This is a genomic window from Exiguobacterium sp. s36 (assembly GCF_018618345.1).
In the GTDB taxonomy this organism is placed as follows: domain Bacteria; phylum Bacillota; class Bacilli; order Exiguobacteriales; family Exiguobacteriaceae; genus Exiguobacterium; species Exiguobacterium chiriqhucha.
The window spans coordinates 382942-407854 of the sequence record NZ_JACSLW010000001.1 but is presented as its reverse complement, the minus strand read 5'-3'; the positions used below and the strand labels follow the sequence as shown (position 1 = coordinate 407854).

General features: G+C 52.1%; 19 protein-coding genes and 2 pseudogenes. 15 read left to right on the top strand and 6 right to left on the bottom strand.

Going from position 1 to position 24913, the window contains the following annotated elements; genetic code table 11:
- Nucleotides 1–27: 27 nt before the first annotated feature.
- Nucleotides 28–1005 (bottom strand): NAD(P)/FAD-dependent oxidoreductase, encoded by a 978-nt coding sequence (locus KNP95_RS02045; RefSeq protein ID WP_034778371.1) that lies wholly within the window; start codon nt 1003–1005, stop codon nt 28–30.
- A gap of 266 nt (nt 1006–1271) precedes the next feature.
- Here KNP95_RS02045 and KNP95_RS02040 point away from each other — a divergent pair, with 266 nt between their 5' ends.
- From KNP95_RS02040 to ptsG (KNP95_RS02020), 5 genes and pseudogenes are all read left to right on the top strand, one after another.
- Nucleotides 1272–2483, top strand: coding sequence for an NAD(P)/FAD-dependent oxidoreductase (locus KNP95_RS02040; RefSeq protein ID WP_214717628.1), 1212 nt, complete (start codon nt 1272–1274; stop codon nt 2481–2483).
- Nucleotides 2484–2609: 126 nt separating this feature from the next.
- The gene (locus tag KNP95_RS02035) at nt 2610–2927 is read left to right on the top strand and encodes a YuiB family protein (protein WP_021065526.1); all 318 of its coding nucleotides are present in this window, start codon (nt 2610–2612) and stop codon (nt 2925–2927) included.
- A 105-nt stretch (nt 2928–3032) separates the two neighbouring features.
- A complete protein-coding gene (gene glcT / locus KNP95_RS02030; RefSeq protein ID WP_021065527.1) occupies nt 3033–3878 on the top strand; it encodes a glucose PTS transporter transcription antiterminator GlcT in 846 nt (281 codons plus the stop codon).
- Nucleotides 3879–4095: 217 nt separating this feature from the next.
- Nucleotides 4096–5595, top strand: a pseudogene (gene ptsG / locus KNP95_RS02025) (glucose-specific PTS transporter subunit IIBC); the annotation flags it as partial.
- 139 nt (nt 5596–5734) lie between these two features.
- Nucleotides 5735–7672: pseudogene (gene ptsG, locus KNP95_RS02020) on the top strand (glucose-specific PTS transporter subunit IIBC); the annotation flags it as partial.
- 137 nt (nt 7673–7809) lie between these two features.
- Here the strand turns inward: ptsG (KNP95_RS02020) and ptsP are convergent.
- Nucleotides 7810–9528: a phosphoenolpyruvate--protein phosphotransferase gene (gene ptsP / locus KNP95_RS02015; protein WP_021065530.1), complete on the bottom strand. Its 1719-nt coding sequence runs from the start codon at nt 9526–9528 to the stop codon at nt 7810–7812.
- A gap of 329 nt (nt 9529–9857) precedes the next feature.
- On the opposite strand from ptsP, the gene KNP95_RS02010 reads away from it, so the two are divergent.
- Nucleotides 9858–11300, top strand: coding sequence for a leucyl aminopeptidase (locus KNP95_RS02010; RefSeq protein ID WP_214714526.1), 1443 nt, complete (start codon nt 9858–9860; stop codon nt 11298–11300).
- A gap of 135 nt (nt 11301–11435) precedes the next feature.
- Nucleotides 11436–12095: a DUF429 domain-containing protein gene (locus KNP95_RS02005; protein WP_058764053.1), complete on the top strand. Its 660-nt coding sequence runs from the start codon at nt 11436–11438 to the stop codon at nt 12093–12095.
- 4 nt (nt 12096–12099) lie between these two features.
- Here the strand turns inward: KNP95_RS02005 and ytvI are convergent, their stop codons facing one another.
- The gene (ytvI, locus tag KNP95_RS02000; RefSeq protein ID WP_214714527.1) at nt 12100–13227 is read right to left on the bottom strand and encodes a sporulation integral membrane protein YtvI; all 1128 of its coding nucleotides are present in this window, start codon (nt 13225–13227) and stop codon (nt 12100–12102) included.
- 85 nt (nt 13228–13312) lie between these two features.
- Between ytvI and KNP95_RS01995 the strand changes: the two genes are divergently transcribed.
- Together KNP95_RS01995 and KNP95_RS01990 are read left to right on the top strand one after the other, a co-directional pair.
- Nucleotides 13313–14101 (top strand): MazG nucleotide pyrophosphohydrolase domain-containing protein, encoded by a 789-nt coding sequence (locus tag KNP95_RS01995; protein WP_214714528.1) that lies wholly within the window; start codon nt 13313–13315, stop codon nt 14099–14101.
- 126 nt (nt 14102–14227) lie between these two features.
- On the top strand, nt 14228–16171 hold the full coding sequence (locus KNP95_RS01990; protein ID WP_214714529.1) for an N-acetylmuramoyl-L-alanine amidase: 1944 nt from the start codon (nt 14228–14230) through the stop codon (nt 16169–16171).
- 54 nt (nt 16172–16225) lie between these two features.
- Here KNP95_RS01990 and KNP95_RS01985 read toward each other — a convergent pair whose 3' ends face one another.
- The 3 genes from KNP95_RS01985 to KNP95_RS01975 are packed head-to-tail and all read right to left on the bottom strand — an operon-like array spanning nt 16226 to nt 20026.
- The gene (locus tag KNP95_RS01985; protein ID WP_021065536.1) at nt 16226–17266 is read right to left on the bottom strand and encodes a ribonucleotide-diphosphate reductase subunit beta; all 1041 of its coding nucleotides are present in this window, start codon (nt 17264–17266) and stop codon (nt 16226–16228) included.
- Complete coding sequence (locus KNP95_RS01980; protein WP_021065537.1) at nt 17223–17729, bottom strand: flavodoxin domain-containing protein; 507 nt, start codon at nt 17727–17729, stop codon at nt 17223–17225. The genes KNP95_RS01985 and KNP95_RS01980 overlap by 44 nt, the downstream gene beginning before the upstream one ends.
- Nucleotides 17730–17758: 29 nt before the next feature.
- Nucleotides 17759–20026 (bottom strand): ribonucleoside-diphosphate reductase subunit alpha, encoded by a 2268-nt coding sequence (locus KNP95_RS01975; RefSeq protein WP_035385654.1) that lies wholly within the window; start codon nt 20024–20026, stop codon nt 17759–17761.
- A 509-nt stretch (nt 20027–20535) separates the two neighbouring features.
- Here KNP95_RS01975 and KNP95_RS01970 point away from each other — a divergent pair.
- The 6 genes from KNP95_RS01970 to KNP95_RS01945 all read left to right on the top strand — a co-directional run bounded on the left by KNP95_RS01970 (nt 20536) and on the right by KNP95_RS01945 (nt 24816).
- Nucleotides 20536–20769: a DUF1871 family protein gene (locus tag KNP95_RS01970; protein WP_214714530.1), complete on the top strand. Its 234-nt coding sequence runs from the start codon at nt 20536–20538 to the stop codon at nt 20767–20769.
- A 13-nt stretch (nt 20770–20782) separates the two neighbouring features.
- Nucleotides 20783–21031: a NifU N-terminal domain-containing protein gene (locus KNP95_RS01965; RefSeq protein ID WP_021065540.1), complete on the top strand. Its 249-nt coding sequence runs from the start codon at nt 20783–20785 to the stop codon at nt 21029–21031.
- Nucleotides 21028–21828, top strand: a complete 801-nt coding sequence (locus KNP95_RS01960; protein ID WP_214714531.1) for a glycosyltransferase family 2 protein — start codon at nt 21028–21030, stop codon at nt 21826–21828. The genes KNP95_RS01965 and KNP95_RS01960 overlap by 4 nt, the downstream gene beginning before the upstream one ends.
- 3 nt (nt 21829–21831) lie before the next feature.
- Nucleotides 21832–22326, top strand: coding sequence for an Lrp/AsnC family transcriptional regulator (locus KNP95_RS01955; protein ID WP_214835203.1), 495 nt, complete (start codon nt 21832–21834; stop codon nt 22324–22326).
- Nucleotides 22323–23513, top strand: a complete 1191-nt coding sequence (locus KNP95_RS01950) for an aminotransferase (protein WP_214835202.1) — start codon at nt 22323–22325, stop codon at nt 23511–23513. Before KNP95_RS01955 ends, KNP95_RS01950 begins: the two co-directional genes overlap by 4 nt.
- A 112-nt stretch (nt 23514–23625) precedes the next feature.
- Complete coding sequence (locus KNP95_RS01945) at nt 23626–24816, top strand: lysine N(6)-hydroxylase/L-ornithine N(5)-oxygenase family protein (RefSeq protein WP_214835201.1); 1191 nt, start codon at nt 23626–23628, stop codon at nt 24814–24816.
- The last annotated feature ends 97 nt before the right edge of the window (nt 24817–24913 follow it).

Here is a 24913-nt window from a genome sequence, read left to right as displayed (position 1 = left end):
TGTGCTGTCGCGACAGGGGGTATCATATTATTTCCCGGCAAATACCGAAGTTGAATGTTGCGGGTGACGAGCTGTCGGGTCGACGAGCTGCTTCACTTGGTTAATCGCAATCGGGGCTTCTCCGAATCCGGTCGCAATCAATTTCACTTTTCCTTCGTACGTGGCGATGTCACCGCAAGCGAAGATGCCGGCGACCGTCGTCTCCATGCGCGAATCGACGCGGATTGTGTTCTTCTCGAACTCCATGCCCCAGTTCTTGATTGGGCCGAGCGACGAGACGAAACCGTAGTTACAGATGAGGTCATCGATCTCGACGAATTTCGATTCGCCGTCCTTGTCCGTCAATTCGACCGACTCGATGTGCGTCTCACCTGAAAGTGATTCGATGTTATATGGCGTCCAGACGTTAATCGTCGACGCTTTCATCTGTTCGACCGTATGCTCATGGGCGCGGAAGCGGTCGCGACGGTGGACGATATGGACTTCTTTGGCAATTCCCTCAAGCATGAGTGCCCAGTCGACGGCCGAGTCGCCGCCACCGGCGATCATGACGCGACGATCACGGAATTTCTCCATGTTGTCGACGAAATAATGAAGGTTTGCATAGTCTTCACAACCATCGAGGCCGAGCGGTCGTGCGGCGAATGCCCCGTTCCCAGCCGTGATGATGATCGCTTTCGTATGGTACTCGTCTTTATTCGTCGTAATCTGGAACGTGCCGTCTTCGAGACGCTCGACTGTCTCGACGGTCTCCCCGAGGCGATAGTCCTGTTCGAACTGATCGGCTTGGGCTTTCAATTGGTCAATCAAATCTTGGGCTTTCACTTTCGGGAAGCCGGCGATGTCATAAATATATTTTTCTGGATACAGTGTCGACAATTGTCCGCCGAGTTGCGGCAAACTTTCAATCAACGCCGTATCGAGTTGGCGCATACCTGCATAAAATGCGGTGAACAGTCCGACCGGGCCGCCACCGATGATGATCACATCTTTCGTCGATTTCATCGAATTCCTCCTCAAAACGTATACATCTATTATAGTGACAATCGTGAATTAAATCCATTCTGTACAAACATGCTACACATTCAAAAAAATTTCAAGAAGATATGCTTTTCCATTGAGAAAACAAAACAAACAGCGTACAATGAACGAGAAGCAATTGTGAACATTGGTTGAACAAGGTTTGGGCTTTATTGTGAACACTCATGTGAAAAAACACACAACATGATTGTTCAAGAAAACAAAACTATCAAAACAAGGTGGAAATGAACATGAAACGACCTAACATTGTTATTCTTGGCGCAGGTTTCGGTGGACTCATCACAGCGGTCAACCTCCAGAAGACGCTCTCAGCTGGCGACGCGAACATCACGCTCATCAACAAGCATGATTACCATTACCAGACGACGTGGCTTCATGAGCCAGCGGCCGGAACGATGAAACCGGATCAAGCTCGCATCTACATCAACGACGTCGTGAACCCGTCACGTGTGAAATTTGTCAAAGGGATCGTCGATCGCGTCGATACTACGGCAAAACAAGTCTTGCTCGTAGACGGTTCAGCAGTTGAATATGATTATGTCGTGTTCGCGCTTGGCGGCGTACCGGAGACATTCGGTATCCCTGGCCTTAAAGAGCATGCGATGACAATCAGCTCGCTCAACAGCGTCCGTAAAATCAAAGAACATATCGAGTACTCGTTCGCTCAATATAAAACGAACGGTTCAGCTGACCGCTCGTACGTGACGATCGTTGTCGGTGGCGCCGGCTTCACAGGAATCGAGTTCCTCGGTGAGCTCGTCAACCGTGTGCCTGAGCTTTGCAAACAGTATGACGTGCCACGTGAAGCGGTTCGCATCGTGAACATCGAAGCCGCTCCGACTGTACTTCCTGGTTTCGACCCAGAACTCACGACGTATGCGCAGAAATGGCTCGAACGAAACGGCGTCGAGATGAAACTCGGAAACGGCATCAAAGGCGTTGAGCCTGGTGTCGTCACGTTCGGTCCACTCCAAGGTGACACGACAGAGACGATTGAAGCGAACACGATTCTCTGGACAGGTGGCGTCAGCGGTAGCCCGATCGTTGAGAAGTCTGGTTTTGAAGCGGTCCGTAACCGTGTCATGGTCGAGGCGGACAACCGTGCCCCTGGTCACGACAACGTCTTCATCATCGGTGACTGCTCGGCTGTCATGGATCCGGTCTCAAACCGTCCATACCCGCCGACTGCCCAAATTGCGACACAACAAGCGCACAACGTGGCGAAAAACATCGCAGCACTCATCAACGGGAAATCGACTTCGAAATTCACGTATGAGAGCAAAGGAACAGTCGCATCACTTGGCCATAACGACGGCATCGGCATCGTCATGGGCAAAAAGATCTTCGGTCGCAACGCTTCATTCATGAAGAAAGTGATCGATAACAAACACTTCCTCGAATTGAAGAAGTATGGTCTCGTCCTCAAAAAAGGTAAATTCTAAGCCATGACATCGAGTGGCCCGCTCCTAGGAGCGGGTCACTTTTTTATTGTCGGTAGGGTGCGGTTCACCTTTGACCTAAGCGCAGGCGATTCGGTATAATAGACAACGGGAAAAGGGGGCAATCGCATGCATATTATCCAGGCTGTCATTGGGGCGATTCTTTATTTGGTCATCTTCTTCAGCATCGGTTTCATTTTGAACATGCTGCTTAAAAAAACATGGACGCTCGTGTTCATCTATCCGATTTTCGTCATTATGATGATTGATAACGTCAAGCTCTCGAGTTACATCACTGAGACGTCGACCGCGCTCGCCAACGTTTACGAACGCGTGCTCGGCCTTCAATTTCTGGATGTGTTCATGCTCGGTTTCGGGTTGCTCGGTGCGATTTTGGCCGGGGTCACGATTCGCTACTTGCGCAAGAGTGGTTACTCAATGTTTTAAAGACGACAGAAATGTTCGTCTTTTTTGTTTTCCGCCTACTTTTTTAGGGGATGAACCGATATACTTAGTACGAAACGATTTTAGTGAATAAGGGATGCGATACGAATGACATTACCGATGTATACGATCAAGAAAGTGTTGAATAATAGCGTTGTCATTTGCCAACATGATCCGGAACCGGAAGTCATTCTACTCGGGAAAGGGATTGGCTTCGGCAAGAAAGCGGGCGATCTCGTCGACCCGGCCAGTGTCCCGGAGAAAGTGTATCAACTGACGGACAAAGAAGAACAATCGCAATATCGTGAACTCGTCAAACACGTCGACGAGGACTTTATTGCTTTCATGCAAGAAATCGTCGGCTTTATCGAGAACAACACCGGTAAAAAAGTCGACCAACATATTCATATAGGTTTGACCGACCACTTGTTCTTCACGATGAAGCGGATTGAACAAGGGATGGAAGTCACGAATCCGTTCCTGCTTGAGACCGAATCGCTCTATCCGAACGAGTATGCGCTCGCCGAACGTATCGTCGATATGATTCACGAGCGGCTTGACGTGTTATTGCCGGACGCGGAGATCGGTTTCATCGCGCTCCACATCCATTCGGCGACGACGTTCAAAAACGTCCTCGAGGTCAATCGACACAACCAAATTATCGGGCAGATCGTTCAGACGATTGAGAGTCGTTTGAACGTCAAAATGGACCGGAGTTCACTCGATTATAAGCGCTTACTTCGGCACTTAAGGTACGCCGTTGAGCGGGTTGCGACGGGTGAGATGGTGGAGGCCCCACAAAAAATTGAAAAGGTATTGCGCGAAGAATATCCGCTATGCTATAGTACTGCTTGGGAGCTGATGGGCATCATGGAACGCGAATTAAAGCGTCCGGTCCCGCGAGGTGAAGCGACATATTTGACGATGCATCTCCAGCGCCTAACAAGTAGATAACTGATACCACGTATCTTACGTGTTACTGATTCGATCAGGCATGAGTAAGGAGTGGAACGCAACGATTTCTCTATTAGGAGAGGTCTACGTTCTATACCTTATTCATGCCTGTTTCTGTTTTTATAAACGTTTATTATGAAAACGTTTAGATACGTCGGTTGTCTGACATCTACAGTCGTCTTTCCGCACGAAACAATCACAAAAAGGAGGATTTATCATGTTTAAGCAGATCTTTGGTGTTCTTCAAAAAGTCGGTAAAGCACTTATGCTTCCTGTTGCGATTTTGCCGGCAGCCGGTCTTCTTCTTGCATTCGGTAACGCGATGCAAAACCCGGCCCTTACATCACGCGCTGGTTGGTTAACGAACGAAGGCGTTGTGAAATTCGCTCAGCTCATGGAGCAAGCGGGTGGCATTATCTTCTCGAACTTAGCACTCTTATTCGCAGTCGGTGTCGCGATCGGTTTAGCAGGGGACGGCGTTGCCGGACTCGCAGCCATCGTCGGATTCCTCATCATGAACAAAGTTATGGGTGTTTGGCTCGAACTCACACCTGAAATCATCGCACAAGGTGATCCGGCTTACGCATCAGTACTCGGGATTCCAACGCTCCAAACTGGGGTATTCGGGGGGATCATCGTCGGTCTGATAGCCGCCTGGGCATATAATAAGTACTTCAACATCGAGTTGCCGCAATTCCTTGGCTTCTTCGCTGGTAAGCGTTTCGTCCCAATCGTTACTGCAGTATTGGCAGTTGTCGCTGGTTTCGTCATGCTTCTCATCTGGCCACCAGTTCAGCACGGCTTGAACACGTTCTCAAATTTCATGTTGACTGAAAACCGCACGTTCGCGGCCTTCATCTTCGGTTTGATCGAACGTTCATTGATTCCATTCGGTCTTCACCACATCTTCTACTCACCATTCTGGTTCGAGTTCGGCTCGTACACGGATGCAGCGGGTAACATCGTTCGTGGTGACCAAGCTATCTTCTTCGCACAAATTCGTGATGGCGCTGAACTCACAGCCGGTACGTTCATGACTGGTAAGTACCCGTTCATGATGTTCGGTCTTCCAGCAGCAGCACTCGCAATGTACCACGAAGCACGTCCTGAACGTAAAGCAGTCGTCGGTGGTCTCTTGGCATCGGCAGCACTTACATCGTTCTTGACTGGTATCACTGAGCCGATCGAGTTCTCATTCTTGTTCGTTGCCCCACTCTTGTTCGCAGTACACGCAGTCTTCGCTGGCCTTTCATTCATGGTCATGCACATCTTGAACGTCAAAATCGGGATGACGTTCTCGGGCGGTTTGATCGACTACCTTCTCTTCGGTGTACTTCCTAACCGTACAGACTGGTGGCTCGTCATTCCAGTCGGTCTCGTGTTCGCAGTCGTTTACTACTTCGGATTCCGCTTCGTTATCCGTAAGTTCAACCTTAAAACACCGGGCCGTGAAGATGAAGTCGTTGAGCAATCAACTGCTACAGGTTCGGAACTTGCACAAGATATCCTCGTTGGTTTCGGTGGTTCACAAAACATCAAACACCTTGACGCATGTATCACACGTCTCCGCGTCGAAGTAAAAGATAAGAGCCAAGTCAACAAAGAAGAGTTGAAACGTCTCGGGGCAGCTGGTGTCCTTGAAGTCGGTAACAACATTCAAGCCATCTTCGGACCACGTTCGGATGCGTTGAAATCAGAAATGCAAGCGGTCATCGCTTCAGGTAACGAAAAGAAAGCTAACTAATTTACGTGAGAAGCCAATCCTTTATGGGTTGGCTTTTTTTGTATGGGGAAACGGTTTCAGCCTACTAGTAGATGGGGAAAAGTAAGTATTCTGACAAAAGGAGGGAACCATGATGTGGAAGAAAGTGTTTGGTGTTTTGCAGCGAATCGGAAAGGCACTCATGCTTCCGGTTGCGATTCTACCAGCAGCCGGTCTATTACTCGCATTTGGTACGGCGTTCCAAAACCCTGATCTCGTTTCGCTCTTACCTTTCTTGGCAAACGATTCACTCGTCCTCGTCTGGCAAGTCATGACCGATGCCGGGGATATCGTGTTTGCCAATCTAGGTCTACTGTTCGCCGTCGGTGTCGCCATCGGGCTAGCCAACGGGGACGGTGTTGCCGGGTTAGCAGCTATCGTTGGTTATTTGATTATGAACAAGGTTATCAGCACATGGAACGGGATTACCGCGGAAATTGCCCAGGGTGACCCGGCCTATGCCACGGTACTCGGGATTCCGACGCTCCAGATGGGGGTATTCGGGGGTATCATCGCCGGTCTGATTGCCGCCTTCGCCTACAACAAGTACTTCAACATCAAGTTGCCGGATTTCTTAGGGTTCTTTGCGGGGAAGCGGTTCGTGCCAATCGCGACCGCCGCGTTCAGTTTGTTGATCGGGATTGCGCTCGCCTACATTTGGCCGCCGATCGGTTCGGCCATCAATACGTTCTCGAGCACAATCATTGAAGCGAATGTCGCCGTCTCCGCTTTCGTCTTCGGATTGGTCGAACGTTCCTTGATTCCGTTCGGTCTGCACCACATCTGGTACTCTCCGTTTTGGTTCCAGTTCGGAGAATATACGAACCAAGCAGGAGATCTCGTCCAAGGGGATCAACGAATCTTCTTCGCCCAGCTTCGTGACGGGGTCGAATTTACAGCCGGGACGTACATGACCGGTAAATTCCCGTTCATGATGTTCGGATTACCTGCCGCTTGTCTCGCCATGTTCCATACCGTCCCGAAAGAACGTCGGAAAGACGTCGAAGGACTTTACTTCTCAGCAGCCCTCACTTCATTCTTGACTGGGATCACTGAACCAGTCGAATTCTCGTTCGTCTTCGTTGCACCTCTTCTCTTTGGGATTCATGCCGTCTTCGCTGGACTTTCCTTTATGACCATGCACTTGCTCAATGTTAAAATCGGGATGACATTCTCGGGCGGACTCATCGACTATCTCTTGTTCGGGGTATTACCGAACCGGACAGCCTGGTGGCTCGTCATTCCAGTCGGTCTCGTCTTCGCGGTCATCTATTACTTTGGGTTCCGTTTCGCAATCACGAAGTTCGACTTGAAAGTACCGGGACGTGAAACCGTCGCCGAAGGCAAAGGCGCCCGCGCCGTCGTCGGAGATGATTTACCGTATGAGGTGCTCGTTGGACTTGGTGGACCGGATAACATCAAACACCTCGATGCTTGTATCACACGCTTGCGTGTCACTGTGAACGATGTCAAACAAGTCGATAAAGACTTGCTGAAAGATTTGGGAGCGGCCGGAGTGCTCGAGGTCGGGGATAATATTCAAGCCATCTTCGGTCCGAAATCGGATACGCTCAAATCGCAAATCGCGGCCATCATCGAAGGCGGCGAATATAAACCGAAAGAAAAAGCTGTCATCACACCGGAAGCGGCTGAACATGCCGACCATCGATTCCTTGCCCCGATGTCGGGTGTCATCTTATCGCTTGACGATGTGCCGGACCAAGTCTTCTCGGGCCGGATGATGGGTGAAGGATTTGCCATCGAGCCGAGCTCGGGACAAGTCGTTGCGCCGGTTACCGGTCAAATCACCACGTTCTTCCCGACGAAACATGCAATCGGCCTACTCGCGGACGACGGACGAGAGATTCTCATCCACGTCGGACTCGACACGGTCAACCTGAAAGGGGAGGGCTTCGTCGCCAAAGTGAAAGAAGGCGACCGGGTCGAAGCAGGGGACGTCTTGCTCGATGTCGACCTCAACTTGATTCGTGACAAAGTCCCATCGCTCATCACGCCGATCATCTGGACGAACGGAGACGGCAAAATCGTCGTCGTCCCATTCGGAGAGACGGTCGTCGCCGGGGAAGCGCTCGACTTCAGAATGGATGACAAAGGAGCCGAGTAAACAAAAAAGAAGCTCTCGCAACCGCGAGAACTTCTTTTTTTGTGTTACTTCTTAATATCGAATTTTTCACTGAGGAAGTTCACGACTTCTTCAGCTGTATCCATGTTGAGGACGTCGTTGACGATTGCTTCTGTTTCCGACTTCGTCAAACGCTTCACGAGGCTACGTGCGCGAAGGACGCTTGAAGCCGACATCGAGAATTCGTCAAGACCGAGTCCGAGCAGGATTGGAATCGCAAGCTCTTCTCCAGCCATCTCTCCACACATACCGACCCATTTACCGGCTTTGTGTGCTTCTGTGATGACGTTGTGGAGCAAGTTCAAGATGGCCGGGTTGAACGGTTGGTACAAGTACGAGACTTTCTCGTTCATGCGGTCCGCTGCCATCGTGTATTGAATCAAGTCGTTCGTGCCGACTGAGAAGAAGTCGACTTCTTTCGCGAATTGCTTCGCCATGACGGCAGTCGATGGAATCTCGACCATCATCCCAGTTTCGTAGTTACCGACAGCGATTCCTTCTGTCTTCAATTTTGCTTCTTCTTCGAGCAAGATGGCTTTCGCAGCACGGAACTCTTCAAGCGTCGCGATCATTGGGAACATGATGGCGAGGTCACCGTGCGCTGAGGCACGGAGAAGCGCGCGAAGCTGTGTGCGGAACAAGTCCGTCTCTTCGAGGCAAAGGCGAATCGCACGATAGCCGAGGAACGGGTTCATCTCTTTTGGAAGGTCGAGGTAAGACAATTCTTTATCTCCACCGATATCGAGCGTACGGATGACGACTTGTTTGCCGTCCATACCTTCGATGACTGCTTTATAAGCTGTATACTGCTCTTCTTCCGTCGGGAACGTTTCCGAGTCCATGTAGAGGAACTCGGTCCGGTAAAGACCGATGGCGTCAGCGCCGTTTTTCAATACGCCTTCGAGGTCGTTCGGTGTACCGATGTTCGCTGCAAGTTTGACCTTGTGGCCGTCGGCTGTGATCGACTCTTCGTTGACGAGTTGTTTCAACTCTTCTTTATACGCTTCGAATGCAGCGCGTTTTTCGTTATATTCGTTGACGAGTTCTTCAGACGGGTTGACGAACACGTCGCCCTCTGTCCCGTCAATGACGACGAGATCGCCATTTTTGATTTCTTCAAGTGCTACTTTTGTACCGACGACGGCAGGGATCTCGAGTGAACGAGACATGATTGCCGAGTGAGATGTACGTCCACCGATGTTTGTCGCGAATCCTTTGACGTACTTACGGTTGAGCTGAGCTGTATCAGACGGCGTCAAATCTTCAGCGATGATGATGACTTCTTCTGAGATTGAGGCTGGCGTCATGAACGTGACACCGAGAATGTGCGCCATGACACGTTTCGTGACGTCACGAACGTCTGCTGCGCGCTCACGCATGTACTCGTTATCCATCGATTCAAAGATCATGACCATCATTTGAGCGACTTCATCGAGCGCCTTCGCAGCGTTCATGTGTTCGCTTTCAATTTTGTCGTTCACTTGTGAGACGATCTCAGGATCCTCGACGATGAGCAAGTGAGCCGAGAAAATCTCTGCCTTGTCTTCACCGAGCTCACGAAGCGTGATTTGACGGATTTCTTCGAGTTCTGTTTTTGACTGAGCGATGGCCGCTTGGAAACGGGCTTTCTCAGCTGCTACGTCCTCGATTTTGTTTGTCGGGATGTCGAATGAAGGTGTCTCCATGACGAATGCTTTCGCAACTGCGATTCCTGCAGATGCGCCAATACCTTTAATGTGTGACATAAGCGTAGTCCCTCTCTTCAAAGAAATAGTGGTTTCCAATGTTATCTCGTTAGTTCTTACCCGAAATGAAAAAGGAACTAACGAAAACCTGGAAGATTAAAGTAGCAACGGTCTACTACTAGGGGAAGCCTCGACCGAACAAAATGGCCTCGCCTCAACAGTGAGGGATGCCTGATTGCGTACTTTCTTATCCTATCATAAAATAAATCATCGTCACAACGAGGAGTTAACGCCTGAATTCGAAGAATTCATGACTCTTACGCATACTGTTTCATTATTTCGCCGAAGTTCGTTATGCTAACCATATATAAAGAAGGGAAGTGGCAAACATGTATCAAGTGAAGGATTTAGATTGGAACGGTTCATATGACACGATCGTCGTCGGAATCGGTGCTGCCGACACGATTGACGAAGGACTCGATACGTTGTTTAACGGGCGCGTCAAGTCGCTCATCCAAGCGTCGGACATCTCGACGAAAACAGGGGAAGTGTCCATCGTCCCGACGTTTGAAGGAACGGTCAAACGCATCCTATTCGTCGGTCTCGGACAACGCAACGAGAATACGCCTGAGAATGTGCGCAATTGGTTCGGGAAAGTCGCGAAACAAATTAAAGCACGCGCCTTCACGAACGTCGCGGTCGCGCTCGACACGTTCGGACCGAACACGGCGAAACTGTTTGCCGAAGCGTATGAAATGGCGACATATGAGCACCCTACATACAAATCTGAACCGAAGCCGGCGAAGTCAGACGTGACGATCACGTTGCTCGGTGCTGGTGTAGAGGAAGAGGCGTTGACGGGTGCCGCTTACGGACGCGGTGTCAATGTCGCACGGACGCTCACGATGATGCCGGCCAATATTTTGACGTCGGAAACACTCGCGGACTATGCGGTCGAATTGGCCGAACGTCATGGATTCAGCCATCGCATCTTGGAGAAGGAAGAGATGGAGGCGCTCGGGATGGGGGCGCTGCTCGCCGTCAATCAAGGGTCGACTATCCCGCCGAAATTGATTGTCCTCGAATACCACGGTGCAGGCGATGCAGCGCCCGTCGCCGTCGTCGGAAAAGGAATCACGTTTGATACGGGTGGTTACTCAATCAAGCCGAAAGACGGCATCGTCGGCATGAAAGGCGACATGGGAGGAGCTGCGACCGTGCTCGGTCTATTCGAGACGCTTGCGACGACGAAACCGAACGTGAACGTCATCGGCGTCATCCCATCGACGGACAACATGATCTCAGGGGACGCGTTCAAACCGGATGATGTCATCACGGCGATGAGCGGGAAGACGATTGAAGTACTCAATACCGACGCAGAAGGTCGTCTCGTCCTCGCTGACGCAGTCACGTTTGCCAAGACGTATGAACCACAAGCCATCATCGATGTGGCGACGCTCACGGGCGGTGTGCTCGTCGCACTCGGCACAGAAGTGACTGGTTGCCTGACGAACGATGCGTCGCTCTACGGCGCCTTAGAAGCTGCGAGCCGAGAGACGAATGAACTCGTCTGGCAAATGCCATACTTCGACGTCTTCATTAAACAAGTCCGGAAATCAGAAGTCGCAGATTTGAACAACTCGCCGGGCCGTTATGGGCATATGATCTTTGGTGGCGCGTTCGTCGGTGAGTTTGTCGGCGACACGCCTTGGCTCCACCTCGATATCGCCGGGACGAGTGAACGTTCGGCGGCAAGCGATCTCGGACCAAAAGGACCGACTGGGGTCATGGTGCGCACGCTCGCATTGATGCTCGAAGAGTGGAAACGTTGAAGTCAGGATTGTTATTGATTGGCTTAGCCGTCGTCTCCGGACTCGGATACACGGCTTGGCCGAGTCAATGGTTGTTGGGAGTGACCGTCTTATGCGCGGTGCTCGGAATATTGTTTTTGATGCAGGAGGGACGACGTGGTCGGAGTAGGAATTGATGGCGCGCGCGGGAGCTGGGTACGAATCACGTACGACAGCATCTCGCTCTGTTTGACCATCTCAGAAAAGTTGGAAGATTTATTGATTGAAGGGGCCGTCCATTTTGTCGACATGCCGAAAGACTTGGCGACGATTGATGCGCCGGACCGGTCGTGTGATGCCTGGATGCGGTCACAACTGAAGCAGCGGAAGTCGTCCATCTTCACGCCGCCGATTCAAGACGTGCTCATGGAGGCGTCCTATGCCGAGGCGAATGCGAAGAGCCGGGAACTGGTCGGAAAAGGGATCAGTAAACAGGCGTGGAACTTGGTGCCGCGTATCCGTGAGTTTCAAACGATCACGGATGCGGATGTCTACGAGTCGCATCCTGAAGTGTGTTTTGCCGTCATGACGGGGAACGAGGCGGCCTTCAGCAAGAAGACCGAGGCGGGAGAACTCGAACGGATCGAGTTGTTGCGCCGTTATTCGAACAGCTCGCCATGGAAATGGAAGATGTCGAACGTGCAAGTCGATGATATCATCGACGCCTGTATTTTGGCCGTTGCCGCCTATGAGGCGGGCACGACCGGGATGGTGACGCATCCGGACCAAACTGAAGGGGCACCGTTCGTGGCGGTGCCGAAGACAAAAGAGCGATGACGTGTCATCGCTCTTTTGGTGTCGTCGGCCCGATGACGAACTTCCACATATAGTGGAACACTTGGGCGTTATAGAGGGCTTTGAGCAAGACGGCCAATACCGGCCCTAAAATGAAGCCGAGTACACCGAACAGCTGGAGCCCGACAAAAATCGAGATGAGGGCGGCGAGCGGGTCGAGGCCGATGTGAGAGCCGACGATTTTCGGTTCGGCCAGATTGCGTTGCACGATAACGACGATATAGAGGACGACGAGCCCAATCGCGAGGAACCATTCGCCCGTGACGGCGGCATAGGCGGCCCACGGCAATAACAGCGTCCCGACACCGAGGTACGGCAACAAGTCAAAGATGGCCGCGAGCAGGGCGAACGAGAACGGATTGTCGACACGAAGGATGAACATGCCGATTAAGACGATTCCGAACGTGATCGAGATGAGCGTCAATTGCGCGCGGACGTAACCGAACAGTGCTGAGCGTAAATTCGTCATGACGAGCTCGAACTCCTTGAAGCCTTTTCGTTCATTCAAGCGAGCGATGGACTTCATATAATTCGGCCAGTCTTTCGTGATGAAGAACCAGGCGAGCACGATGACGATGAACAAGAGCAAGACGAGCGGCAACGCGCTCAAGATGTCCTGCAACAAGCCGGCGACACCTCGGGACAAGACGCCGATCGCGGCGCCGAGTTGGACACCGATTTCGGTGATGCCGCCTTCGAGCGAGTTCGCCTGTTCGGGGTTCAGCCGTTGGATGCTGTCGTACGCATCGTTGACCAACGGGGCGAGTTTTTCATTGAATAGGCGTTGTATGTATTCGGTGAACGTTTCAATCTGGGCAGGCAGTTTTTCGGCGGCGATCGTCAAGTAGCGAATGAGTTGCGTCACGACGATGGCGATGATTCCGCTGACGACGCTCATGACAATCAACAAAGAAACGAGTGTGCCGAGGGCGCGTGGTAACTTGGTCTCACGCTCGAACCAATTGACGAGTGGAACCGTCAACAAGGATAACAAGAGAGCGAACACGAATGGATACGTGTACGTGAAGAGGACACTCAGTCCCCAGATGACGAAGACGAGGCCGATGATGACGAGCAGGAAACGAAGTAATTGCCATAGTCTGGCTGGCGACAAGATGCATAGCCCCTTTCTTAACAATTTGATTGAGCATAGTATACCACGCAGGCGGTAAATAAAGAGGATGGATAGGTGATTAAATATGAAGGAATTACAACGACGAATCGATCAAATGATTATTCATTTAGGTGGCTATTGGCGGCCACTATCGGGGTTGGCCCGACTGCTAGAAGAAGTCGGTGAAGTCGGCGGAGCATTGTATGCGAACGACCAATCGGCGCTACGGGAAGAACTGATGGACGTGTTCGTCATTTCGACGTGTCTGGCGAACCAGTACGCCATCACGCTTCAGCGTCAAGAGGCCGGAAATGGTCAGGAGGCGCAGGACAAGACGTACTATCGGCTCGTTCGTGAGGCCGGGGAAGTCGGACGGATTTTAAACGCCTATGAAGGGGACAAAAAACTGAAGGCGTCCGCGACGCCGGGTTCGTTGCAGCGACATATCGAGGCTGTCCAACGAGCGGTCCTCGACCTTGCGTCCCAAAACGACTTTGATTTATATGCAGCGATTGGCTCACTCATCGAAGACAAGTCATCCCGGGACTTCGGACGTTTCGACCATACCCCGGACCCGATCACGGAAGCGTCGGTCCGCGTCTATTCGGAACACGTCCAAGGACGGTATTGGGGTGGGGTGGCGGCTAAACCTTTCGAGGAGGCGAGCCGATATAGAGAGCGAGAAGGGCATTTGACGCGATTTTTAAAAATTGCCGAAGTGGAAGGGCTTGATGGATTCGTGATCCGTCAGCCAGAGCCTCCGCTCCAAACAAACGGCTCGTTGACTGCAGCTTTCCAGCTCCCGGACTCTTTCGTGGTCGAGACCGAGCGGCATGGTGCCGATTCGTTCTTGATTGTTCGAAAACAAGGGTAAAAACATTCCCCTTTTTTGTAAAAAGTATTCATCATTTTTTCAAATATTTACTTTTTTAATAAAAGCAATGTGCTACTATGAAGGTGTTGTCAGTTGCGATGCGCGTAGAAGAAAGGAATATTTTGGATGAATATGAAGCTTTTTAAACTTGCCCTCATCATGATTGTCTTGTTGTTTTCAATCCAAATACCGTCAGCTGAAGCGGCTACTTTGGAAGGAGAAACAACTGTCAATCTGAATGTGCGCGCTACACCGAGCACGAACGGGAAATTGATTCAAACGCTAAAAAAGGGAACAAAAGTAAAATATGGAACTTATAACAAAGAGTGGAGCAAAATATATTTAAACAGTCGTACGTATTATGCTTCAGCACAGTATATCAAGCGAATCGCTACACCATCTTCGACCGTAACGAAGCAAGCGGCCACTTCGACAGGCGTGACCACGGTCAACTTGAATATCCGTGTGTCCGCCCATAGCAAAGCGACTGTCTATCGGACGCTCAAAAAAGGCACGACCGTCCAATATGCGGTCCACAACTCGTCTTGGGCAAAAGTGTATATCGGCGGCAAAACGTATTATGCGGCCAAAGCATACATTGCCCCGAAAGTCGTCGCCTCGACACCGACCGTGACGAAAGAGGATGGTTATGCCAACCGATCGTTGAAGCTGTTCGGTGAACGAAATCAACGGTCGACCGTATTGAAGGTGCTTCCGGTCAAGTCGAAAGTCGTCTCGAGCAAGTACAACACGAGCTGGTCAATCGTCTATCTCGGCAATGAGACGTTCTTCACGCCGACCGCTTGGATTACGTCGGGAGCGCCAGCCACTCCTCCGGCGACGACAAAACCGCCAGTAGTGAAAACGGATGGTTACGCGAATCGTGAGTTGAAGCTGTTCGGTCAGCGCAATCAACGTTCAACGGTGTTGAAGGTATTGCCGATTAAGTCGAAGGTCGTCTCGAGCAAGTACAACACGAGCTGGTCGGTCGTCTATCTCGGGAACGAGACGTATTACACGCCGACAGTTGGGATCACGACGGGTGCGCCTCCGGTAGCAAAACCGCCGGTAGCGAAGCCACCGGTCATTCAAAAAGTACAAGGCTATGCGAATCGGAATGCGAACCTCTACAAGAAAACGCTTCAGTCTTCACCGGTCGCTCGCGTATTGCCGAAGTATACGACCGTGACTTACAGTAAACATAATTCGAGCTGGTCGGTCGTCTATATCGGAACGGAGACGTTCTATACGCCAACGTCTTGGCTGACGGCTGGAAAGGCCCCGGCCGCCCCTGCGGCCACGCCGAAAGGGAAAGTGTACACGAATACACCAGGAGACGTGTTGAACGTTCGGGCGAGCGCTTCGGCGAGCTCGGCGGTTCTCGGTCGCCTCGCGCACGGGACTCAAGTCGACCATTACGGTTCGGCGAACGGTTTCTATAAAATCAAGTACAATGGCCGCGATGGCTACATCTCAACGGCTTACGCGATGACGCTTAAACCGAATGCAACGAGTGGCGCCGTCATCGTCCTCGATGCGGGCCATGGAGGCGGTGACCCGGGAGCGGTCAATGGATCACTCTATGAGAAGACGATCGTCCTCGACGTGACGAAGCGGGTCGAGACGTATCTTCGGTCGAAATATGGATATCAAGTCCGGTTAACGCGCTCGACGGACGTCTATTTGACGCTCGATCAACGCGTTCAGACCGCTAAGACACTTCGCGGCAACTTGTTCGTCAGCTTGCATACAAACGCAGCGACGACGCCTGCGGCCAAAGGGGTCGAAACATTCTATTCGTCTTATTCGGCCCATAGCGCCAAGAGCCGTGTCCTGGCGACGAATATCCAATCCAACTTGATGGGGAAAATGTCCGGGATGACGAACCGTGGCGTCAAGACGGCGAACTATTATGTCATCAGTTATAATACGATGCCATCGGCCCTCGTCGAACTCGGCTTCATTTCATCTCCGCAAGACGTCACACATTTACGAAATAACACCTCACGTCAACGGATGGCGGAAGGTGTCGCAGAAGGAATTGCCCAATACGTACGCGCTTATCATTAAGCTTCATCCATTATAAAAATCCCCCGACTCACGATGAGTCGGGGGATTTTGTGCTTACAGGTCGTCGAAGCCGTTGGCGTCGGTGACTTTCGCGTACGAACGTGATTTTTGTTCAAAGAAGTCTGACTTGGTCGCGTTCAAAGAATCATCTGAATAAGCGCGAATCCAAGGCATGACATCCTCATTGAACCCTTCATACAGATCGTTCAAGCCGATGACACGGAGACGCTTGTTGGCGAGATATTTGACGTAGTCGCGCATCTCGCTGACGTCGAGTCCATCGAGATCACGCAACACATACTCACACCATTCGATTTCAAGGTCGACGGCTTCGGCCATCGTGTCGTAGACGAACTGACTGAAGCTACCGTCCGCGTCAATCTCCGGATTTTCCGTCAAGACGGCCCGGAGCAACTGGCTGACGAAATAGGAGTGCTGCATCTCGTCGCGCTGGATGTAACTGATCATCGTCGACGTGCCGACCATCTTCTGATGGCGCGCCAAGTTATAGAAGTAGGCGAAACCGGAATAGAAGTTGATGCCTTCGAGAATGATTGAGGCGACGAGCGATTTGGCAAACGTCTCGGCCGTTTGATCGGCGCGGAAGTCCTCATATAAGTCCAAGATGAATTGATTGCGTTTCATGACCATCTCATCGTCCTTGGCGATATCGAAAATACGATTTTGTTCGCTGAGCGGGACGAGGCTCGAGAGGACGTAGCTATACGATTGGTTATGGACGACTTCTTGCTGAGCGATGACGGCGAGCACGGCGTGCACCGACGAGTCGGATGAGAACATTGATGACTCGAGGATGTAACGCGTCTGCACCGAGTCAAGGATTGACAGCAGACCGATGATGCGTTTGAAGGCATCCTGCTCGCGCTCCGTCAACTGTGGCCATTGCTGCATGTCTTTGGACATCGAAATCTCATCCGGGATCCAAAAGTTCGAGAGCAGTTGCTTATAGATGGTATAAAACTGTGGATAGGCGATGTCGTTCCAATTCACGATGGAACTCGTCTCGCCCCCGATAATGGCTGTCGCCCGGTTAGGATGTTTGGGCGACAGTAGTTTGATCTTTTGAATGTTCATGGACATATACTCCTTCTTCGGCGTTTCTAGCCAACCGTTCGGCCCAATGACGGACGTTGTACGGTTGATTGCGCGGTGATTGCTCGATTTTCAACGTTTCACCGGCGAGCGGGATCCCGTATTTCGAAAGGTGGTACGCCATCTCATCGACCGCTCGACAGAAGTGGACGAACATCTTGTCCCCGGTCCCGAATACGGCGGCTTGGCGAAGCGGCACGTCGAGCTCTTTCAAGACGAGCCGGAACGTGTCTTTCATCTCGTCCGGCAAGACGCCGTCGGCCCACGTGTACGACCCGAAATAGACGAGGTCGTACGTGGCGAGCGATCGGGCTTCGCGATGGCCGATGCGGTCCGCTTCGAACAAGACGACGCGGTCGCCCCGATTAACGTGGCTTTCCTGAATCAGCTCGGCGACTTCTTCTGTATTCCCACTCATGGAACTATAGACGATGGCGATGTGCATGGTCGTTCCCACCTTTCTGTTACGTGACGTTATGAAGCACACGATTCACATTCGTCGACTTCAACGGTCGTCGAACGCGTGTAGTAGATTGATTTCATTCCGAGCGACCACGCCTCGAGGTGCATCGAGAGGAGTTCGGTCGCTTTGACGTCGTTTTTGACGTACAGGTTGAAGCTGATTGCTTGGTCGATGTGACGCTGGCGCGCCGCGTTTTGACGGATGCTCCAGAGTTGATCGACTTCGAACGCTGATTTATAGAACCAGTTCGTCTCCGAGTTGAGGTCAGGGACCGTCACCGGAATCTTATAGTTTTTCTTCTCTTCCGAGTAGACCTTCTTATAGACCGGGTCGATTGACGCGGTGCTGCCAGCGATGATGGCCGTCGACGAGTTCGGAGCGACCGCCATCATATAGGCGTTGCGGACACCGTTTTGATGGACCGCTGCGGCGAGACCGTCCCAATCGAGTTCGTCGTGTGAGCGGTAGTTGCGGCGCTTGAAGTACTCACCCGTGTGCCATTCCGATCCTTCGAAGACCCCGAACGCGCCTTTTTCTTTGGCGAGTTCCATCGAGGCTTGAATCGTCAAGTAGGCGATTTTCTCGTACAGCTTCTCCGCGTACTGGACGGCATCGACCGATTCCCAACGGATGCCTTCAAGTGCGAGCAAGTGATGCCAGCCGAACGTGCCGAGTCCGACGGCGCGGTATTTCTGGTTCGTGATCATCGCTTGTGGCACTTCAATCGTGTTCAAGTCGATGACGTTGTCGAGCATCCGCATTTGAATCGGGATGAGTCGCTCGAGGACGTCCGATTTGACGGCCCGGGCGAGGGCGATTGAGCTCAAGTTACAGACGACGAAGTCACCAGGGGTCTTCGTAATGACGATTTTTCCGTCTTCCGTGTACTCTTCATCGATTGTCGTCGGCGACATGTTTTGCGCAATCTCTGAGCAGAGGTTCGAGCTGTAAATCATGCCGGCGTGTTTGTTCGGGTTGGCGCGGTTCACGGCGTCGCGGAAGAACATGTAAGGCGTTCCTGTCTCGAGCTGTGAGCGCATATACCGTTTGACGAGGTCGATGGCCGGTACCGTGACGCGAGTCAGTTCAGGCGTATTGACGCACGCCATGTATTTCTCCGTGAATGAACCGCCGTTCTCTGTCTCATCATAGAAGTCTTCGAGGCTGAAGCCCATGACCGTCCGGATCTCGTGCGGGTCGAACAAGTGCCAGTCACCGCGGGCTTCGACCGTACGCATGAACAAGTCTGGCAAACAGACGCCCGTGAACAAATCGTGGGTCCGGAGACGCTCGTCCCCGTTATTCAATTTCGCATCGAGGAACTCGAAGATGTCCTTATGCCAAATGTCGAGGTAGACGGCAATCGAGCCTTGACGCATGCCGAGCTGGTCGACCGAGACGGCCGTGTTGTTCAACTGTTTCATCCAAGGGAGCGCGCCGCTCGAGACACCTTTGAAGCCTTTGATGTCACTGCCGCGTGAGCGGATCTTGCCGAGATAGACGCCGATCCCGCCGCCGCCTTTCGAGAGCGTGGCCACGTCCGTGTTCGAATCGTAGATGCCGCGGAGTGAGTCATCGACCGTATCGATGAAGCATGAGCTGAGCTGCCCGTACGATTTCCCGGCGTTCGAGAGCGTCGGTGTGGCAACCGTCATATAGAGGTTCGAGAGTGCCCAGTACGCTTCTTCGACGAGTTTGACGCGCTGGTCGGCGTTCTCCTTTTGCATGAGCGTCATGGCGATGACCATGAACCGCTCTTGCGGTAACTCGTATAGGTTCTTGACATGGTCACGGCCGAGATAACGGTCCGACAACGTCCGGAGACCGATGTAAGTGAACATGCGGTCGCGTGACGGGTCAATCAACGTCTCCAAGTAGGCAATGTCTTCTTTTGAGTACGTATCGAGTAGGGCCGACGTGAAGATGCCTTTTGTCGTGAGCGTCTCAATCATCGGATAGAGCGCACCGTAACGCATCGAGGCGTCATAGCCACGGTTTCGTGCCGCTTCTAAATAGAGGCGGTTTAAGTACATCTCAGTGGCAACGAACGTCCAGTCCGGCTCTTCTGCCTGCAACATGTCGAGGGCGTGCATCGTCAAGAGTTCATATACTACATCTTGTGTCAGTGTCTTTCCTTCGAGCGCCCGAACGGCCCGTTCTTCATATCGTTCAACACTGAGCTGTGGGTAGCGTTGTTTAAGGGATTGGATCAATGTCGAGACGTCAGCGAGCGTTGGCGTCGCAGCCAACAGCGTCTCGTGGTGGATAGGGGATGTCAAAACGATCACTCCTTCTTCGGATGTAGATATTATAAAGGTATAGCGGAACTTGTCCGATACGACGTCAATGTGAGCTGAACGTGATAAATATCCGTTAACTATATATTGACGTTTTCTTGTCTTTTTAATCATAAATCACCTATATTTAGTTTTGCAATCTTGACATTCGGCAAACTGCAGACGCTTGAATTACTTTTACTCAAAAACGGCGCTGTCATCCGATTTGAGATGAGATTTGAGATAGAAAAAAGTTTGAACGACGGTTAAACGACAGCACATTCATTTTTATGTAAGCGGTCAATCGAGAAGCGAACGACCTCATTCGGCAGTCGCCTTCGTTATTTTTCGAGAAAATCCTGCTTCTTTTCACTGTTGATTCATTACTATATATAGTGGTCGCTTGTTTTTGAAAACGAGGGAAATTCGAACGCTCACTAGCATCGGATTGAAAAGTGAGGTAGATTGAGGGAGTACGATTTGAAATCAAGGTAAAAAGAAGGGTTTAACAAATGAGAGCAGAAGACTTATTATTAGCATGGGACCCACTCGGTTACGGGCTTGGGTCGTATGGACCAGAGTTTGATGATATCGCCTTGGCGCTCATCCACATCGACACGATCGATGAGTTGGATGAAACGATTCGCCGGATTTTGACAGACGCGTTCGGCGTCTGTCCGACCGAATCGGAAACACGGGCCATGGCGGCACACTTACTCGCGTCTTCAGAATCTTGTCACTTATAAGGGGGGAACCACGATGTTACGTATCGATCCAACACCGAATCCAAATGCAATGAAAATCACACTTCCTGAGAACGTCTTCGGCGCGAAAAGCCAAAGCGTAAAAGCTGGCGAAGAGACGGACCAACCGCTTCTCGCGAAACTCGTCGCCATCGAAGGCGTGGAGAGCGTATTCGCCTATGGCGATTTCGTCACGGTATCAAAAGAGAATGGCGTGAGCTGGGAAACAATCTTGCCACACGTCGAAACTGCTTACCGCGGATGAACCCGCTCGTTTCCATCGTCATCCCGGTCTATTCACGGGAGACAGAACTGACCGAACTGCTGGAAAGCCTGGTCGTCCAGACGTTTCAACAGTTCGAAGTACTTGTAATCAATAATGACGGGCCGCCAAAACAGCATCTTTTGGCGCCTTTTTTGAATCGATTGTCGATTCGTTATATCGAACTTGGCGAGAACCATCACGTCAAAGCCCGCAATCTCGGCGTGCAAGAGGCGAACGGCGAGTATGTCTTGTTGCTCGACGATGACGATCTGCTCATGCCGACACATCTCGAGCAGGCGCTCGAGGACATCCGCGCGGCCGACCTCGTCTTCACGGATGCGGAACTGTTCCGCTTCATATGGGAAGACGGACGCCGACGCGTCACCGACTGGGAGGCGTTTGCCTACGACCTCGATTTGGAACGACTCCGTCAAGACTCGACGTTCATCCCGTCCGGCACGCTGTATCGAAAACAGCTCCACGAGACGATTGGACCGTTCGACGAGGATGTCTATAACTACTGGGACTGGGATTTCATTCTACGTGTCAGCGAAGTCGGGACGATTCGGCATCCCGCGCGCGCGACCGTGCTATACGCGTTCAACGGCACGGACAATCTGTCGGCCAAACAAGATGAGACGCGTCGTCGTTACTTTGATCGGTTCTGTCACAAGCACGGCCTCGTCGATATGGAGATGAAAAACTTCCATATCGTTCAAGCCGAGCGACGGGACTACGTGAGACAGACAGAGAGAACGTTCACAGGGGCGTTCCCCGGTAGAACGGAAGGAGAATAAATTATGTACACATCGAAAGAATTAGAACTGCTCGAGTTGCTCGAAGAGAAAGGCTACCTCGAGACGAAATTGTTGGCGAACTTGCTGGCGACCGATGAGGCGACCGTTGAGGCGATGCTCGAGAAGTTCAAGGCGGACGGGATTTTGCTCGGTTTCCGAGCGATGGTCAACTGGCAAAAAATCAACCGGCACGACGTCACGGCGTTCATCGACGTCAAAGTCACACCGAAACGTGGCCGCGGCTTCGACGAGGTCGCCGAACGGATTTATCGCTTCCCGGAAGTGACGGCGCTCTATTTAATGTCAGGGGCTTACGATTTGCAAGTCGTCATTCGGGCGAGCTCACTCCAAGACGTCGCGTCCTTCGTGTCGGATAAGCTGTCACCGCTCGATTCGGTCGTCTCGACGACGACGCACTTCAAATTGAAGACGTATAAACACGATGGCATCTTGTTCACCCCACAAGTCGAAGACAAACGGTTGAACATCACGCCATGAAGTCACTATCTCAACAAGTCGTCTCGATGAAGCCGTCCGGCATCCGCCGCTTCTTCGATTTGGCGCAAACGATGGAAAACGTCGTCTCTCTCGGGGTGGGGGAGCCAGATTTCATCACGCCATGGAATGTGCGCGAGGCGAGCTATGCGGCGCTCGAGCAAGGTTATACGGCTTATAGCGCCAACGCAGGACTCCTCGAGTTGCGACAAGAAATCGCTGGTTATATGGCGGACCGGTTCGGGGCGACGTATGATCCGGCGACGGAATTGATTGTCACGACGGGCGCCTCGCAGGCGCTCGATATCGCGTTCCGGGCGCTGCTCAACCCGGGTGACGAGGTCATCGTCGTCGAGCCGGCCTTCGTCTCGTACGGACCGCTCATCGAGCTCGCCGGCGGGACGGTCGTTCCTGTCGCCTGTCGTCCGGAGAACGGGTTCCGTTTGAACCGGGACGATGTCGAGGCGGCCATCACCGAACGGACGAAGGCGATGCTCCTCTGTTTCCCATCGAATCCGACCGGGGCCACGATGACGGGCGAAGAGCTCACCGAAATTGCGGGACTCGCGACGAAACACGATCTTTGGGTCGTCAGCGATGAGATTTATGCCGAGCTGTCTTACGATGAGCCGTTCACGAGTTTCGCGACGCTCCACGATATGCGCGAGCGGACGATCGTCGTCAACGGGTTCTCGAAGGCGTTCGCGATGACGGGCTGGCGGCTCGGTTTCACATGCGCGCCGGAAGTCGTGACGCGAGAGATGCTCAAAGTCCATCAGTACGGCATGATGTGTGCCCCGACACTCGTCCAATTCGGCGGTCTCGAGGCGCTCCGTAGCCGCGACCAACATGTACCGAAGATGGTGAAGAGCTATCGGCAGCGCCGTAACTACTTCATCCAGGCCCTCAATGACGCCGGATTACCGACGCACGTGCCGGGAGGCGCGTTCTATGCCTTCCCGTCAATCCGTCACACGGGCTTGACGAGTGAAGAGTTCGCCGAGCGTCTCTTGCTCGAGGAACGGGTCGCGGTCGTACCGGGCAACGCGTTCGGTGCGAATGGCGAAGGTTTCGTCCGTGCCAGTTACGCGACGTCGGTCGAACAGTTACAAGAAGCGATTCGTCGCATCGATCGGTTTATGAAACAGTTCGAGGTGACGACAACAACAACAACAGACTCTCAGCGATGAGGGTCTGTTTACGTTTTAGCGGTATAATAGGTGGGAAAATACGAGCGAGGTGAAGCCAATGGAACAAGTGGATTTTGTAGCAATCGGCTGTGGGCCGTACAATCTCTGATTGATGGCGCTCAGTGAAGCGACTTCATTGAAGGGTGTCTGTTTTGAGGAACGGGACGACTTCAAGTGGCACGAAGGCATGCTGCTCGAGTCGGCGACGATGCAGACGCATTACTTATATGATCTCGTGACGCTTGCCGATCCGACGAACCGTCACAGTTATTTGAACTATTTGAAACAGAACGGCCGCTTGCAGACATTCATCGTCCAGGAGAGCCCGACAATTCCCCGGACGGAGTTCAACCGGTATTTACAATCGGTCGCCGCCTCGCTCGACACGATCAAGTTCTCACACCGGGTCACCGATGTCCGTCCGGTGGCGGATGGGTTTCTCGTCACGGTCGAGACACCGGATGGGGAAACGGTGCTGTCGTCACGTCACGTCGTCATTGGTACGGGAGCAGAACCGCTTGTCCCGGACGCCTTCCAAGATGTCGTCCATACGAGTTCGTATCGGATGGAGCGGGAGCGCTTGCTTGAAACCGATCGCATCGTCATCATCGGTAGCGGTCAAAGCGCGGCTGAAGTGTATCTCGACTTATTGACCCGGTCCGATAAAATGCGCCAACGCATCGATTGGGTGACGCGCTCGGATGTGTTCGAATCACTAGAGAGCGGTAAGCTCGGCGAGGAAATTTTCAGCTTGCCGTATGTCGACTATTTCAATCAATTGCCCTATGCGGAGCGGGAGCAGCTCGGGAAAGCGTTCGAGCGGTTCCGGAACGGGGTCAATCCTGAGACGCTTCGGGCGATTTATGGATTTTTGTATCATCGGACGGCGGACGGAAGTGATCAAGCGACGAACCTGTACACTCAGATTGAAATCGAGCACATCGCACACGAAATCGTTTATACTGTCGAAGGGACGCAACAATATACGGGGCAATCGTTTACGGGTGAATATGATGCGGTCGTGGCGGCGACCGGATATCGACCGCGCATCCCGACATGGGTCGAACGGTTCGACATCGAATGGGAGGCGGACCAGCAGTGGCGTGTCAACAATCGCTATCAGATTGCGACGAAGACGACATTGGCGGGAAGTTTATTTACCCATACGAATTTAGAACATTCGCACGGTCCGGCGGCGACGAATTTGGCGATGGCAGTGTATCGAAACGCGATCATGTTGAATGAAATGATGGGGGAAACGGTGTTTGATGTGGCCGCGCAGCAACCGTTTACAAGTTTTTGAACAAAAAAAGGGCTAGGCGTTAGCCTAGCGGAATCAGGGGGGAATACTTGAAGTCTTGCTTGATTTGTATTTACCCGACCCGTCGACTTTGAAACAC